Origin of the sequence: Paenarthrobacter sp. 2TAF44, assembly GCF_052114885.1 — a bacterium.
Classification (GTDB): domain Bacteria; phylum Actinomycetota; class Actinomycetes; order Actinomycetales; family Micrococcaceae; genus Arthrobacter.
The window spans coordinates 161,483-175,535 of the sequence record NZ_JBFRFP010000003.1 but is presented as its reverse complement, the minus strand read 5'-3'; the positions used below and the strand labels follow the sequence as shown (position 1 = coordinate 175,535).

Annotated in this window: 14 protein-coding genes; 7 read left to right on the top strand and 7 right to left on the bottom strand. The window is 62.2% G+C overall.

What is annotated here, in order from left to right; all coding sequences use genetic code 11:
- Positions 1–64 precede the first annotated feature (64 nt).
- The 4 genes from AB4Z15_RS05000 to AB4Z15_RS04985 all read right to left on the bottom strand — a co-directional run bounded on the left by AB4Z15_RS05000 (position 65) and on the right by AB4Z15_RS04985 (position 5,124).
- Positions 65–2,428, bottom strand: coding sequence for a glycoside hydrolase family 65 protein (locus AB4Z15_RS05000; protein WP_442016349.1), 2,364 nt, complete (start codon positions 2,426–2,428; stop codon positions 65–67).
- A gap of 29 nt (positions 2,429–2,457) precedes the next feature.
- On the bottom strand, positions 2,458–3,189 hold the full coding sequence (locus AB4Z15_RS04995) for an HAD family hydrolase (protein ID WP_442016348.1): 732 nt from the start codon (positions 3,187–3,189) through the stop codon (positions 2,458–2,460).
- Positions 3,190–3,197: 8 nt separating this feature from the next.
- On the bottom strand, positions 3,198–4,199 hold the full coding sequence (locus tag AB4Z15_RS04990) for a LacI family DNA-binding transcriptional regulator (protein ID WP_442016347.1): 1,002 nt from the start codon (positions 4,197–4,199) through the stop codon (positions 3,198–3,200).
- A gap of 301 nt (positions 4,200–4,500) precedes the next feature.
- Positions 4,501–5,124, bottom strand: a complete 624-nt coding sequence (locus tag AB4Z15_RS04985) for an alpha/beta hydrolase (protein ID WP_442016346.1) — start codon at positions 5,122–5,124, stop codon at positions 4,501–4,503.
- Positions 5,125–5,149: 25 nt separating this feature from the next.
- Here AB4Z15_RS04985 and AB4Z15_RS04980 point away from each other — a divergent pair, with 25 nt between their 5' ends.
- Together AB4Z15_RS04980 and AB4Z15_RS04975 are read left to right on the top strand one after the other, a co-directional pair.
- The gene (locus AB4Z15_RS04980) at positions 5,150–5,599 is read left to right on the top strand and encodes a helix-turn-helix transcriptional regulator (RefSeq protein WP_442002890.1); all 450 of its coding nucleotides are present in this window, start codon (positions 5,150–5,152) and stop codon (positions 5,597–5,599) included.
- A 10-nt stretch (positions 5,600–5,609) separates the two neighbouring features.
- Positions 5,610–6,011, top strand: coding sequence for a VOC family protein (locus tag AB4Z15_RS04975; protein WP_216922497.1), 402 nt, complete (start codon positions 5,610–5,612; stop codon positions 6,009–6,011).
- A 92-nt stretch (positions 6,012–6,103) separates the two neighbouring features.
- On the opposite strand, the gene AB4Z15_RS04970 is transcribed toward AB4Z15_RS04975, so the two are convergent.
- The 3 genes from AB4Z15_RS04970 to AB4Z15_RS04960 form a co-directional block, all read right to left on the bottom strand.
- The gene (locus AB4Z15_RS04970; RefSeq protein ID WP_442016345.1) at positions 6,104–7,249 is read right to left on the bottom strand and encodes a glutamate--cysteine ligase 2; all 1,146 of its coding nucleotides are present in this window, start codon (positions 7,247–7,249) and stop codon (positions 6,104–6,106) included.
- A gap of 39 nt (positions 7,250–7,288) precedes the next feature.
- On the bottom strand, positions 7,289–7,747 hold the full coding sequence (locus AB4Z15_RS04965; protein ID WP_216922500.1) for a hypothetical protein: 459 nt from the start codon (positions 7,745–7,747) through the stop codon (positions 7,289–7,291).
- Between the two features lie 281 nt (positions 7,748–8,028).
- Positions 8,029–8,823, bottom strand: a complete 795-nt coding sequence (locus tag AB4Z15_RS04960) for a GAF and ANTAR domain-containing protein (protein WP_442016344.1) — start codon at positions 8,821–8,823, stop codon at positions 8,029–8,031.
- Between the two features lie 270 nt (positions 8,824–9,093).
- Here AB4Z15_RS04960 and AB4Z15_RS04955 point away from each other — a divergent pair, with 270 nt between their 5' ends.
- From AB4Z15_RS04955 to AB4Z15_RS04935, 5 genes are all read left to right on the top strand, one after another.
- Positions 9,094–9,426: a hypothetical protein gene (locus AB4Z15_RS04955; RefSeq protein ID WP_442016343.1), complete on the top strand. Its 333-nt coding sequence runs from the start codon at positions 9,094–9,096 to the stop codon at positions 9,424–9,426.
- 69 nt (positions 9,427–9,495) lie between these two features.
- Positions 9,496–9,696 (top strand): hypothetical protein, encoded by a 201-nt coding sequence (locus AB4Z15_RS04950; protein ID WP_442016342.1) that lies wholly within the window; start codon positions 9,496–9,498, stop codon positions 9,694–9,696.
- A gap of 488 nt (positions 9,697–10,184) precedes the next feature.
- Entirely contained in the window at positions 10,185–10,976 is a 792-nt protein-coding gene (locus tag AB4Z15_RS04945) for a DeoR/GlpR family DNA-binding transcription regulator (protein ID WP_442016341.1), read from the top strand.
- On the top strand, positions 10,973–11,959 hold the full coding sequence (locus AB4Z15_RS04940) for a 1-phosphofructokinase family hexose kinase (protein WP_442016340.1): 987 nt from the start codon (positions 10,973–10,975) through the stop codon (positions 11,957–11,959). Before AB4Z15_RS04945 ends, AB4Z15_RS04940 begins: the two co-directional genes overlap by 4 nt.
- A gap of 2 nt (positions 11,960–11,961) precedes the next feature.
- Complete coding sequence (locus AB4Z15_RS04935) at positions 11,962–14,001, top strand: PTS fructose transporter subunit IIABC (RefSeq protein ID WP_442016339.1); 2,040 nt, start codon at positions 11,962–11,964, stop codon at positions 13,999–14,001.
- Positions 14,002–14,053: the final 52 nt, after the last annotated feature.

Sequence of the window (14,053 nt, the reverse complement as noted above, 5' to 3'; positions counted from 1 at the left end):
GGAACAACCGCTAATGCTGCAACCAGTCCAAAGAGCCGTGCCGGTCTACGCCCGAACTATCGGTCTATGCCCGAACGATCGGCAATCCTGCCGTCGGGAAGACGCTGGGAAAGATCGACGGCGGCGGGACGGGTACCGTATCCAGCGGCACCGTGATGGTCTCCGCGGTGACGGTGACGTCGTGATCCCGAACCCGAACCAGCAGTGGTTCATCGCTGTAACCCGAACCTGTAACGAGCGCCAGCGCGATGGATCCCTGAACGAGTTCCACAGACAGCAAACGACCACGGACCTTGAGCCGGAAGTAGAGGCCTTCCCACTCCACGGGCAGCCGCGGATCGAAGCGCAGTACCTCGCCCTGATCACGCATTCCGGCGAAACCGCAGACCAACGAGCTCCAAATTCCGCCGGTGGAGGCGATGTGGACGCCATCGATCGTATTGCCGTGTGAGTTGTCCAAATCAATGAACAACGCTTCGGTGAAGTGCTTCAGCGCAACGTCGCCATACCCAACTTCGGCAGCCATGATGCCCTGCACGCAGGCGGACAGGGTGGAGTCGCCGGTGGTGATGGGATCGTAGAAGTCGAAGGCACGCTGCTTTTCCTCGGCTGAGAAGTCCTGCCACTGGAGGAACATAGCCAGCACGGTATCGGCCTGCTTAAGGACCTGGTGCCGGTAGATCACCAAAGGGTGGAAGTTCAGCAGGAGAGGGTACTTGGACTTGGGCGTATTCCAATCCCACGGCTCCAAGGTCATGAAGTCGTTGTCCTGGCTAAAGACCTCCAGGTGGGGATCGTAGGGCAGGGACATGCGCTCAGCAGCTTGGCGCCACACCAAACGTTCCGTGTCAGCGATGCCTTCGTGTTCCAAGGCAGCCGCGGCACGGAGGTTAAACCGGGCCATGACGTTGGTGTAGAGGTTGTCGTTGACCACGGCCGTGTATTCATCCGGCCCGGTGACGCCGTGAATGTGGAAGAGGCCATCCTTGCCGAAGAAGCCCAGGGAGACCCACATGCGTGCCGTCTCAATCAGCAGGTCGGCACCAATGTGGGAACGGAAGCTGGCGTCGCCGCTGGCCCACTCGTAGCGGTTGGCCGCAAACGCGATGGCCGCTGCGATGTGGAACTGGGCTGTTCCGGCCGCGTAGTAGGCACTGGCTTCCAACCCATTGATGGTGCGCCATGGGAACAGGGCTCCGTCCACGCTGAGCTCCTTGGCGCGTACACGCGCGTCCGGAAGCATGGCGTGCCGTGATTCGAGCACTTTCCGGGCACCGTCGGGGTTGGTGTACGTCAGATATGGGAGGAGGTAGACCTCTTGGTCCCAGAAGTAGTGGCCCTCATACCCGGAACCGCTGACGCCCTTAGCCGGAATGCCGGCGACACCGGCGCGGGCTGTTGCCTGTGCGAGCTGGAAGAGGGCCCACCGCACGGCTTGCTGGAGTTCGGGCTGCCCGCCGATGGCCACATCAGCGGTGGTCCAGTACTGGCTGTAGTGGGCCTGGCTCTGCGCGAGGATTTCGGAGAACGGTACCAGGTTTGCCTCGGCGTCCGCCGCCAGGCTCTCGCCGCCGTCGTCATCGTCCGTCAGGGTGCGCCCGGCCACGACGTAGCTGACCGTTTTCTCCAGACGGAACGCTTCGCCGCTGTTGATGGCCAGGACATAGCGGACGGATGATTCGTCCTCTGCCACGACAGTCTCGAAGGGCTGGCCTTCGGCGGAGATCCAGTGATCCACGGCCATGGCGATGCGCTGGCGGGATTCGGAGGTCTCCCATGCCAGGCGCAAGGAGCCATCTGCGCCCTGGAGGTGCAGCGGCAGCAGGACACGGCCGGCGTGACGACCGGATCGACGGGGATCGTGGACGGAGTGGTCCTCCACAGGCTGGTCCTGGCGGTTTACGACGCCGGAAACGATGTCCGCGGACACGTCGCGGTCAGCGCTCACAGACAGTTCCAGGCCAAGACATCCGCGCGAATCGAACCCGACAGCGCGGCGCTCCACCGTGGTGACCGTAGCGCCCGAGCGGCAAGCCCACGTGGTGGTTTCCTCATAGACGCCTGTGGAGAAGTCCACACTCCGGTGGTAGTCCAGCACCGTGGATTCGGCCAGGCTCAGAGCCTCGCCATCGATTGATACCGTGAAGTTATTGGCGTCCGGGACGTACACAATCCGCTGGCCGGTACGCGCAAAGCCGTAGGCATTCTCGGCGTGCTTGATGTCCCAGATCTCGTGGAAGCCGTTGATGAACGTGCCGGGAAGTTCGCCGTCGCCACGCGTGGAATGGGCGCCACGGACGCCAAGGTGGCCGTTGCCAAGGGCGAACAGCGTTTCCAGGGTTCCCTCGTCACCGGGGACGTGGATACTTTCCACGAGCTTCCAAGGCTCGCAGGGAAAGCGCAGCCGATCAGAGCTGATGGGTGCCATGGGCTAAAGAGGTCCTTCGAAAAGTAGGGTCAGAGAAGATCGTTGAGGTCGTCGACCACCAGCGTGGCGCCGGCGTCGAGCAGTGTTTGGCGGCCAGCGCCGCGGTCCACGCCGATGACGGCCTGGAAGTTGCCGGCACTGCCGGCCTGCACGCCGGAAACGGCGTCTTCCACCACGATGCATTCCTGGGTGGGGACGTCCAGCAGGGACGCCGCGTAAGTGAACGTGGCCGGATCCGGCTTGCCGGGAAGTCCGACGGCGGCGGCTACCTGGCCATCGACGACCACCGTGAAGTGGTGATCGAGTCCGGCTGCCTTCAGTACGGCGGGTGCGTTCCGTGAGGAGGACACGACGGCGACCTTGAGTCCCAGCTCGAGCGCGGCGTTGATGAACTTGACCGAGCCGGGGAAGGGATCGACACCGCGGGTGTCCACGATCTCGTTGAAGATTGCGTTCTTGCGGTTTCCCAGGCCCTGCACGGTTTCGTTCGTGGGGGCGTCATCCAGGGGGCCTTCCGGCAGCGTGATGCCCCGCGAGGTCAGGAAGTCCCGGACGCCGTCGAAGCGTGGCTTGCCATCGATGTGATCGAAGTAGTCGCTTTCCTGGTATCCCTGCGGGTGCCCGGCATCGGCGAGGTAGGAGTCGAACAGCTCCTGCCAGGCCTGCTCGTGCACCACGGCAGTGGGCGTCAGCACGCCGTCGAGGTCGAACAAGAGCGCCGAAGCGCCAGTCCAGGCATTACGAAGATCAGTCATGTGCATAGTTCCGTTCAGCGCTTGTGGCGCGTGGTTTTGCGTTCGATGAGCTTGGTATCGAGCAGGTGATTGGAGGGTGGGTTGGGGGGTTCTGTATTCAAAAGTCGTTCGCACAGCAGGTTCGCCGCGAAGGCACCTTGGTCGGCAACGGGTTGCGCCACAGTGCTCAGTCCAAGGAACCAGCTCATGGGGTGGTCATCGATTCCGATCACGGAAACGTTTTTGGGCACGGACAGGCCATGCTCCCGCAAGGCCATCAGCGCGCCGAACGCTGCTTCATCACAATGGGCGAACACTGCAGTGGGCCGTGCGCCGCGGGTGATGAGTTCGGTCATTGCCCGGCGGCCGTCGTCGATGCTTGGCCCAGCAGCCACCACAAGGTCCGGGTGGACGGTGAGGTGGTGTTCATCCAGTGCACGCCTGAAGCCGTGGAACCGCGGGGTCTCAGTCGCAACGGAGTGTTCATTGCTCGAGAGAACGGCCAAGTCCCAATGGCCCAGCCCCAGCAGGTGTTGGGTGGCCTGCCAAGCTGCGTGCTCGTCATCGATACCAACATTGTCCCACGGAACATTCCGCATGCCCACGCTGGCGACTGGCAGCCCGGAAGCTTCCAAGGCTTCCACTTCCTCCGGGTCGAGGTCAACATTGAGCAGCAGCAGCCCGTCCACCCTTTGCGCCAACCGTTCAAGATCGCCGAATACTTGCTTCCGGACGCTGGTCTTGTTGCGAAGGCTGATCAGGACGGTGTCATAGCCGCTGTCGCCGAAGACCTCTTCTGCCGCTTCCACGGCCTGCGCGAAGAACCAGGCTGTTGCGGTGGGGGCGATGATGGCCACGGAACCCGTGCTGCCACCGGCCAGTCTTGATGCTGCTGCCGAGGCCTTGTAGCCCAGCTTGTTTGCGGCTTCCGCCACTTGCCGTTGGGCCTTTTCGGAAACGTTGGGGAGATTCCTCAGAGCCCTGGACACCGTACAAATGGACAATCCGGAGAGGACTGCAACGTCCTGGATTGTCACCCTGTGAGTCCTAACCATGCAACACGGCCTCAACCCTTTCCATACTCGATGACACGTTGGGAGAACGGCACTGCGCCCCGGGGGAACTCCCACATTGGGGCGGCCGCAAGCCAAAAGTGTAAGCGCTTACAATTTTGTCATTCAATAGTGTGTGGCCGAATGCGAATTTGTGACGCGAATCTCACGCAAAGGTTGATTCTCAGGGGCTGATGCCGTCTAATCCGGAGCCTGCTCCAGCGCGTCAGTGCCCGTGCAACACCTTCAGCGCCCGTTCAACACCGTCAGCGCCCGTTCAAGACCGTCAGTTCCCGTTCAAGACGTAGTACCGGAGGAACGCGCTGACATCCACAAGCTCCGGAGGCTCGATCCTGTGCCCCATTCCCGGATAGGTGCGCGCCGTCAGGGCTACGTTCGCTTCCAGCCACTCTTCGGTGTGGGCGATCGCGTCTTCATTGATCACCGGGTCTGCCTTGTCCCGGCCCCAAAAGAAGGGCGGAGGTGAATCAAAGGATTCGCTGAGCGCCAGGAGGTCGTTGTCCAGGACAAAGCCGGACAACCCAACAGTTGCCTTGAAAGCGTGGGGCCGCAGCCGCAGGAGCGTGCTGGCCATGGCCATTCCCTGCGAGTAGCCGAGCAGGCTGACGCTGCTGTGGTTCTCCTTCACGGTGTTGATCCAGTTGAAAACGGAGTTGGTGGAAGTGATGACATCGGCGAAGTCGTTCGTCAGGAAGTAGTCCAGGAGGAACCAACCGTAGTGGTCGCCGATTTCCTTCGGGCCGCGAAGGGCCGCACAGGTGAATTCCGCGGGAAGAGACGGAAACAGGTCCACCATACGCTGCTCGCTGGTGCCGTAGCCATGCATCATCACCAACAACGGGGTGCCCCCGCGCTGGTTTTCGGGCTTCGACCAGACCACTGAATCCATGGGACGAGCCTAGTAGACTGGCCCCATGACACCGCAGGAACTGGCCAACCTGGCCCATCTGCGGCGCGCCCGCGATTTCATCGATCGTGAGTACGCGCGGCCTTTGGATGTGCCCACCATGGCAGCCGGCGCCCTCATGTCCCCCGCGCATTTCTCCCGCCAGTTCAAGGCCGCGTACGGTGAATCGCCCTACAACTACCTCATGACCCGGCGTATCGAACGGGCCATGGCCCTGCTGCGGGCGGGAACCAGCGTTACTGATGCTTGCATGGAGGTGGGCTGTACATCCCTGGGTTCCTTCAGTTCCCGCTTCACGGAGATCGTCGGCGTGACGCCCAGCGAATACCGCTCACGCGAGCACCATGCCGTAAAGGCGATGCCCACCTGCATCGCGAAGCAGCAAACGCGCCCTGAAAGGAACGGCAATAAGAACCTGAGCAGGATTGAAGAAGCGCCCGCCTCACAGCTGCAATAGCGTGTGAGACATGAACATTTCATTGAAGTACGCACACGTCACCGTCAACGATGTCGATGAGTCGCTCGCCTTCTACCGCGACGCCCTCGGCCTGGAAGTCCGGAACGACGTCGGCTCGGACGGCCAGCGCTGGGTTACCCTCGGCAGCGATGCCCAGCCGGACCTGGAGCTCGTTCTGTCCCCTCCGCACGCCGGCCGCTCGCAGGCTGATGGCGACGCTATCCAGGAGCTGCTCACCAAGGGCGTCATGCCCATGCTCGTCTTCAACACGGACGATCTCGACGCCACGTTTGAAAAGCTGCGGGCCTCGGGCGCCGAAGTCCTCCAGGAGCCGATTGTTCAGCCGTGGGGTCCGCGCGACTGCGCCTTCCGCGATCCGTCCGGGAACATGATCCGCATCAACCAGGGCTAACGCCCAAGCATCAGTACGACGACGGCAGGTCACCCGCGCACTTACAAGGGGCGCCTGCCGCCGTCGTGCTTTCCGCAATACGCAGTCCAGAGTTAGTGGCTCAACAGCCCAGCGCTTGAGCGTTCACCGTACTCATGCGTCGATGCGATGGCAGCAGAAACTACATCGGAGAGCCTAAGCCGCCGGTTGTAAGCCTGACGTTGAAGACGTTCACCCGTGCCGCGACGCAGGATCTTCGCCACACCGGATCGTGCGAGTGCCAGGTCCCCGGATTTAGTCAACGCCCCGCGCACGTGCCGCAACAATGCCCCCGCCACATCGGCGGCAGGATAGGGCCGGTGGTCCAACGGGTGAATCAGTTGATCGTTGATGCCAAAGCGGCTGGACCGCCAGTTGGCCATGCGCAACAGGCTGGTCAAAGCGTCCGACGGCGGCTCCCCCTTCCGCCATTGTGTCGCCGCAGTCTCCACCAAAGCCCGGGCAATCACCGCGATGGTGAGGGCGTCTTCGGCGTACAGGCAGACGTCCGCGATGCGGAGCTCAACCGTGGGATGTCCTCTGGAAAGACGGGCATCGAAGTAGATCATGCCCTCATCCAAGGGGACGCCCGTGCCCAGGAGGTTCGCGAGCACTTCACGGTACCCTTCTGCCGAACCGAAGACATCCATGGGCCCGGCCGTGGGCCATCTGTTCCAAATCTGGGTCCGGTAACTGGCGAAGCCTGTATCGGAGCCCATCCAAAACGGGGAATTCGCGCTCAATGCAAGGAGAACCGGCAGCCACTGGCGCATCCTGTCCAGGACGCCCGCACCTTCATCCGGCGATTCGATCGCCACGTGGACATGGAATCCGCACGTGAGCTGCTCGCGCGAAATGAGGCCGAACTCGGTTCCCATGGTTGCGTAGCGCTGGTTGCCCAAGGTGGGGGTCGCGTGGAACTCGGGGGGCGTAGCCAAAGCGGCCACCCGGGCCCCCAAGGTCCGTGCAGCCGAGTCGGCCAACGCCCGCCCAAGGCGGATCTCGTCGCGAAGCTCCCCCGCCGTCCGGCACGGCCGGGAATTGACCTCAATCTGTTCCTGTTTGAACTCGGATTTGAGGGATTCACCGGCGTCCGGATAGCTTGCCGTGTTCATGTGGGGTTGGGCAGCTATGTCAAGAATGCCCGCGGCAAACGGAAGCGGCATCCCGTCAACGGGATCTGCGATCAGCAACTCTTCCTCGACGCCAAACGTGCGCATAGCCACCCCTCCCCGCAGTAATGAAATTAGAGGCTGCGGTTAGCCGACGTGGCGCGGAACCTCCATCTGGAAACCGCAGCGGCAATGGAGCACCTGCGTTTGCAGGTAGACCTCGAACAGGCTCGGGCCGCCCAGGTCGTCAGTGCTCCTGGGTGGCTCGATGATGCTCTCGGAGGGGCGTCCCAACGTCATGGGCTCGCCGCAATGCGTGCAGCTGAACCATAGGCCGGCTGCGGACGTAGACAGGAATTCGGTTTGGATCTCCGGTACTAGTTCGGCCAGGGGCACGGGGTGGGCGTAAAACGTATCGCACTCACTGCAGGTGTAGCTGACTTCAACGATTTCGGACTGGTTCGGTTCTGCTTCTACAACGGTCTCAACAAAAATGTACGAATCAGTATCGCAAACTGTGCACCAAGGCCGTGTGGCGGTGTCAAAAGTTGCGGGTTTCGCCCCAACCATGGGTTTAGGGGCGGGAATTGGGGATCCAAGCGTCATTGCCATTCTCCTTTATGCACGTATCCACCGCGAGGTGGGTTCCGACAACATATTGAATCGCGTCGGGAGAAGCTGATTGCTCCTCGAGGAGGCCTGCATGGATGCACGCGGCGAGCCGGCCGATTGTGGCCACAGCTTAAGGTGCAGTTCTTGTACCATCTTGGATGGCTTCAGGTCATGAGGCTCCAAGGGCTATCTGCTTAACCCACCTATGAATGTAGTTCATTAGTGGCGGGCGTCACAAGTGTGCAAGGTCCGGTGTGGGTCCGGACCCACTCCTCCTAGGGCTCAAAGTGGGCCACGGGAGCTTCGTCCGCCACAGCCTTGATGAGCTGTTCAGCCACGTCCCTGAGTTTTTGGTTGCGACCGTTGGAAGCCTTGGTGAGGATCCTGAACGCCTCATCCTGGCTACAGCGGTTTTGGCCCATGATGATGCCGCAGGCCAAGTCAATCACTGTCCTGGACTGCATTGCTGCCTGAAGGTCATCAGCATGCTGCTGCTTGATGCCAATCCTCACGGCCAACCTCAGGGAACGCTCGGCCTGGCTGGCGTACAACTCACAATTCCGGATTGTCTCGTCGTCGTAGACATTGGCATTCGGGGCAAAGAAGTTCAGGGCTGCCGTTGCCCCCTCATCCAACTCCAACGGGACACAGAGGGCCGAAAGGTGCCCACGCTCGGCGATAACAGTGCAGTACTCGGACCACCTTTCCTCGGTGGAAGTGTCGGGCACATGCACTGTGGTGTGGCTACGCATGGCCTCCAGGCACGGGCCGTCACCGTAAGCTTGCTGAACTTCATCGATCAGCCTCGCTTCATGGGTACTTCCGGCCACGGTTGCAGTGCGGCGTCGCCTGCTCAAAGTGATGCCGCACAGGACGTCCAGGCCTACGGCTTCGGAAACGGAGGCCGCGGAGAAGACGGCAAGATCATGCAGGAATCCCGCTACATCATCGCTGTCTATCACCAAGTCCTGGAGTTGTTCAGGCACCGAAACATCGTCAAGCGATGGGACAGTATCCGGCGGCGCTGGGACATCGTCCGGCACCGCAAAATCAACGTGCATTTCGTCCATGATTCAGTTTACGATCGTCCGGAGCCAACTCGTCACTCCCGGAAGAACAAGCTCCAGAATCCTTGCATCTGCCGTGCACCTATGTGCACAATCTAGCTAGAGTCCGCTTTGCCGGACAGGCTTTACAGCTCATGCAGACGGGCACCCCGCATTAACAATGCAGAGGTAAATCCCATGTCGGCCCAGCCCGAGTCCAGAGTTCCCGACGAAGCCCACCAACCAGACGAACCCCTGTGGTGTACACGCTGCAATACTGACCAACATTTGGTGGTGGATTCGATCCAATCGCACTATCCTCCCTCCCCCAACACGGTAGATGTGGCCTACGAATGCCACGCCTGCAATTACTCCTACGACCAGACCGCCACGGTACAAAGGGTGGCCGTCGTCCTGAACCGCCCCGGGGTTTCCCAGGGAATACTGCAGTTCGGGGGCCAGTACTTGCATTGTGGGGAACCCATGAGGACCAGTAGTTGCGAGCTGCGGCGGATCCAGGCCCCGCTTGTCCTGAAACCTGGGGGCCAACTACGCATGTACGAGGTCATCATCAATACCCGCATCCTCGGCTGCCCCTGTGGCTTCCGCATGGAAATCCCGGACTAGATCAAGTGATCACGCGCCATGAGCAACGAAACCAGTTTTGCCAGAGGTAGAGGAACAGGAAGGGAAAACATGCAGACCGATTCAAAGAAGGACGAGTCTCCAGTTACCGGGACTGATCGCAGGCCGGTTGGAAAGCACAAGATTCCGGATCCACCGGACCCGGACAATCTTCCGATCGACTACACGGCCTCCGGGTGGGACACCAGCAGGTACTCCCCAAGCGTCAGGCGCGAACTTCATCGGCGCGCCACCCACCTACGGGGCGCTTGACCTTGAGTGACTTCCCGCCGGACCGTTCGCATCCCGATCCCACCAGGGAGCCGGGGCCCACACCCGAACCGGTTCCCCTGCCGGAGCCAGGGCCTCCCCCGGTACCGGACCCGACGCCGGGGCCAACAGTGCCGTCTCCACCGGCGCGGCCAGATACTGGACAACCGCCCGGACAGCCATCTGGACAACCGCCTCTTTAGAAGGTTTCCAACCCCATAGACCGGATCCCGGCAAATCCCCCAGTCAGGATCCGAAGGAAGGGCATGTCGCACTACAGGGAGTGTGGCATGCCCTTTGGCGTGCCCTGAAAGCCACGTACCCGCCGAGCAGCCCAGCCGAACAGCCCACCAAATGCGATCTTTGTTTATGTTGGTTTCTATTGACTTACCAACACAAACAAAGATAGAGTCAAGCAATTCCACATCGTTGTGACAGCAGTCACCTGATGCGGCTGCACTGATAAATGGTTTTACCGCAATGGAGGGTAAGTGTTCGCTGAAGAGCGCCAACAACTGATCTCCGCACTCGTCGCCGAGCGCGGACGGGTGAGCGTCACTGACCTCGCCGACCGTTTCAGCATCACCACTGAGACCATCCGCCGTGATCTCGCAGCTCTCGAAGTTTCGGGGAGCCTGCGCCGCGTTCATGGTGGGGCCGTTCCTTCGGACCGCTTGAGCACCCGCGAGGAAAGCATCCTGGAGCGTGCCATCCAGCGCCAGTCCGAGAAACACCGCATCGCAGCTGCCGCACTCGCCCTGATTCCGGAACTCACCACCGGCAGCATCCTGCTGGACGCCGGCTCCACAACCGAGACCCTCGCAGACCTGCTCGCCCAGCGGACACCCGCAGGCAACGGCAACGAAGAGCTCGTGGTCATCACCCACGCCATTCCCATCGCGGGCAAGCTCTCCTCCACAGCCGGCATTGCCCTCCAAATCCTGGGTGGCCGCGTCCGCGGGCTGACCCAAGCCGCCGTCGGACAGTCCACGGTGGAGGCCGCCTACAAGCTTCGTCCGGACATCGCCTTCGTCGGCGCAAACGGCATCCACTCCGTCTTCGGGCTGAGCACGCCCGATCCTGAAGAAGCCGCGGTAAAAGCCGCCTTCGTCAAGTCAGCCCGCCGCGTTGTGGCATTGGCCGATTCTTCCAAGCTGGACGCCGAGACATTGGTCCAGTTCGCCACCCTGAAGGATGTTGACACTTTGATTACAGACAGTGAACCCTCCGCTGAACTCAGCGCAGCGCTGGCCGAAGCCGGCGTCGACGTGGTGATCGCATGATCGTCACACTGACCGCCAATCCAAGCCTGGACCGCACGGTCGAACTTCCGGCACCGCTGGCCCGCGGCGAGGTACAGCGTGCTGTCGCCGTCCACCAGGAGTCGGGCGGAAAGGGCGTCAACGTTTCCCGTGCCCTGGTGGCTTCCGGCCTCGAAACACTCGCCGTGCTTCCGGGCGCTGACTCGGATCCGGTACTTTCCGGACTGCACGACGCCGGCGTGCCCTTCGCTGCCCTACCTATCGGTCAGGCCCTACGCAGCAACGTCACCCTCACCGAACCGGATGGCGTCACCACCAAGATCAACGAACCCGGCCCGGAGCTGAGCGACGAACAGCAGGAAGCCCTGATCGGGCTGCTGCTGGAGCGCTCCCGTGGCGCCAGCTGGGTGGTTCTCGCAGGCTCGCTCCCACCAGGAGTGCCCGCGGATTTCTACGCCACAATCGCTCGTCGGCTCCGGTCGAACACTGATGGAACTGCAATCCCCGGCATCGCCATCGACTCTTCCGGGGCTCCGCTTGCGGCAGCTTTGAAAGGCGATGCCGCAGGAAAACCCGATCTCCTCAAGCCCAACGCGGAAGAGCTCGCAGAGCTCGCTGCCGCTGCCGGTTTCACCATCGTCTCAACCGCTGACGAACTGGAAGCAGACCCGGCAAAAGCCGCCCAAGCTGCTGCCGCCGTCGTCGAAAGCGGTGTGGGCGCCGTTCTGGCAACACTCGGATCCAAGGGCGCAATCCTGGTGACGGCTGATGGGGCGTGGCTTGCCACCCATCCCCCCATCCAAGCCGTCAGCACGGTGGGCGCCGGGGATTCTGCACTGGCCGGCTACTTGCTGGCTGCTACCCAAGGCGGTTCCGCCCAGGACTGCCTTCGTCAGGCCGTGGCACATGGTGCCGCTGCTGCTTCGCTGCCGGGCTCCACTGTCCCTGCAGTCCACCAGACAACCCCCAACGCCGTAACCATCACGGCCCTCCAGAAGGACTAACAGTGACCCAGCTGATCACACCCCAATTGGTCATCCTCGACCAGAACCTGGGCGACTCCCCTGCCGACGTCATCCGCGTCCTGGCCGGCAAAGTCGCCGCCGCTGGCCGTGCTTCCGAGGTTGAAGGGCTCTTCACGGATGCCTTCGCCCGCGAGCAGAAGACCGCTACCGGCGTCCCCGGCGGCATAGCGATTCCGCACTGCCGCTCAGCCGCAGTCACCGAGCCCGCCCTGGCCATGGCCCGCCTGTCCCACAAGGTGGACTTCGGCGCCAAGGACGGCCCGGCGGACCTCATCTTCTTCATTGCCGCGCCGGACGGTGCTGACCAGGAGCACCTGAAGCTGCTCTCCAAGCTGGCCCGCTCCCTCATCAAGAAGGACTTCACGGCAGCGCTGCGTGCCGCAGCCACTGAGCAGGACATCGTGGACCTCGTGGATGGGGCCTTGGCGGACAAGCCGGCTGCAGCCCACGCCGCGGCTCCCGCTGGGGCCACTGCCGCATCAACCACGACGGCGGCTGCCGCACCCAAGCGCATCGTCGCCGTGACCGCCTGCCCAACCGGCATCGCCCACACGTACATGGCGGCTGACTCGCTGGTTGCCGCGGCCCAGGAAATGGGCGTGGACCTCCAGGTTGAGACGCAGGGTTCCTCCGGCGCCAAGCCGCTGGATCCGGCCATCATTGCCGCTGCTGACGCAGTGATTTTCGCTGTCGACGTGGACGTCCGTGGCAAGGAGCGCTTCGCCGGAAAGCCGGTCATCAACGCTCCGGTCAAGCGCGGCATTGACGAACCCACCAAGATGGTCCAGGAAGCGTTGGCTGCTGCGGACGACCCGCACGCCCGCCGCGTCCCGCACTTCGGTGCCGAAGAGCAGGCAGAGCGTGCTGCTGAGGAAAAGGGCGAGCACATCGGCCAGAAGCTGAAGCGCGCACTCCTCACGGGTGTTTCGTACATGATCCCGTTCGTAGCGGGTGGCGGCTTGCTGATTGCCATCGGCTTCCTGCTTGGCGGCTACGACATCACCGGCTTCGCTGACAAGATGCTGGTGCAGAACAGCATTTTCAACCTGCCCACCGAGTTCCCGAACAACGCCTGGGGTCCGCTGGGCGCCTACATCGGTGCTGTGCTCTTCAAGATCGGCGCATTGTCCCTCGGATTCCTGGTTCCTGCGCTGGCCGGCTACATCGCTTATGCCATCGCTGACCGGCCCGGCATTGCCCCCGGTTTTGTTGCCGGTGCTGTTTCAGGATTCATGGGCGCAGGCTTCCTGGGCGCCATTGTTGGCGGTTTGCTGGCTGGCTACATCGCCTTCCAGATCGGCAAGCTCGATGTTCCCCGCTGGCTGCGTGGCCTGATGCCGGTGGTCATTATTCCGTTGCTGGCCTCCCTGGTTGCTTCCGGCCTCATGTTCCTGATCCTTGGTGCTCCGATCGTGGCACTGACCAAGGCACTTAACACCGGCCTCTCGGGCCTCACCGGCGCCGGCGCAATCGTCCTCGGCATCATCCTGGGCCTCATGATGTGCTTCGACCTCGGCGGTCCTGTCAACAAGGTTGCTTACTCGTTCGCTGTTGCAGGCCTCGGCACGGCAACGGTCGCAAACCAGGCACCGTGGCAGATCATGGCCGCAGTGATGGCAGCGGGCATGGTTCCGCCGCTCGCCATGGCCCTGGCTACTGTGCTGGACAAGAAGCTGTTCTCCTTGGCTGAACGTGAAAACGGAAAGGCCGCCTGGCTTCTGGGTGCATCGTTCATCTCCGAGGGCGCCATCCCGTTCGCAGCTGCTGACCCGCTCCGCGTCATCCCTGCCAGCATGGTGGGCGGTGCCGTAACCGGTGCATTGTCCATGGCATTTGCGGTCACGTCCAAGGCTCCGCATGGTGGCATCTTCGTGTTCTTCGCAATCGACAACTTCCTGTTGTTCTTCCTGTCGATCGCTGTCGGTGTGGTCATCACCGCCCTCCTGGTGATTGCCCTCAAGCGCTGGGCTGTCCGCAAGCCGGTTGAGGCCGAGGCAGTTCCCGTCCCGGCAGGCGTGTAAGCGCCGCCCGATACCCCGTCAGCCCAACAGCACCCAAGCAATCAGAGGACCA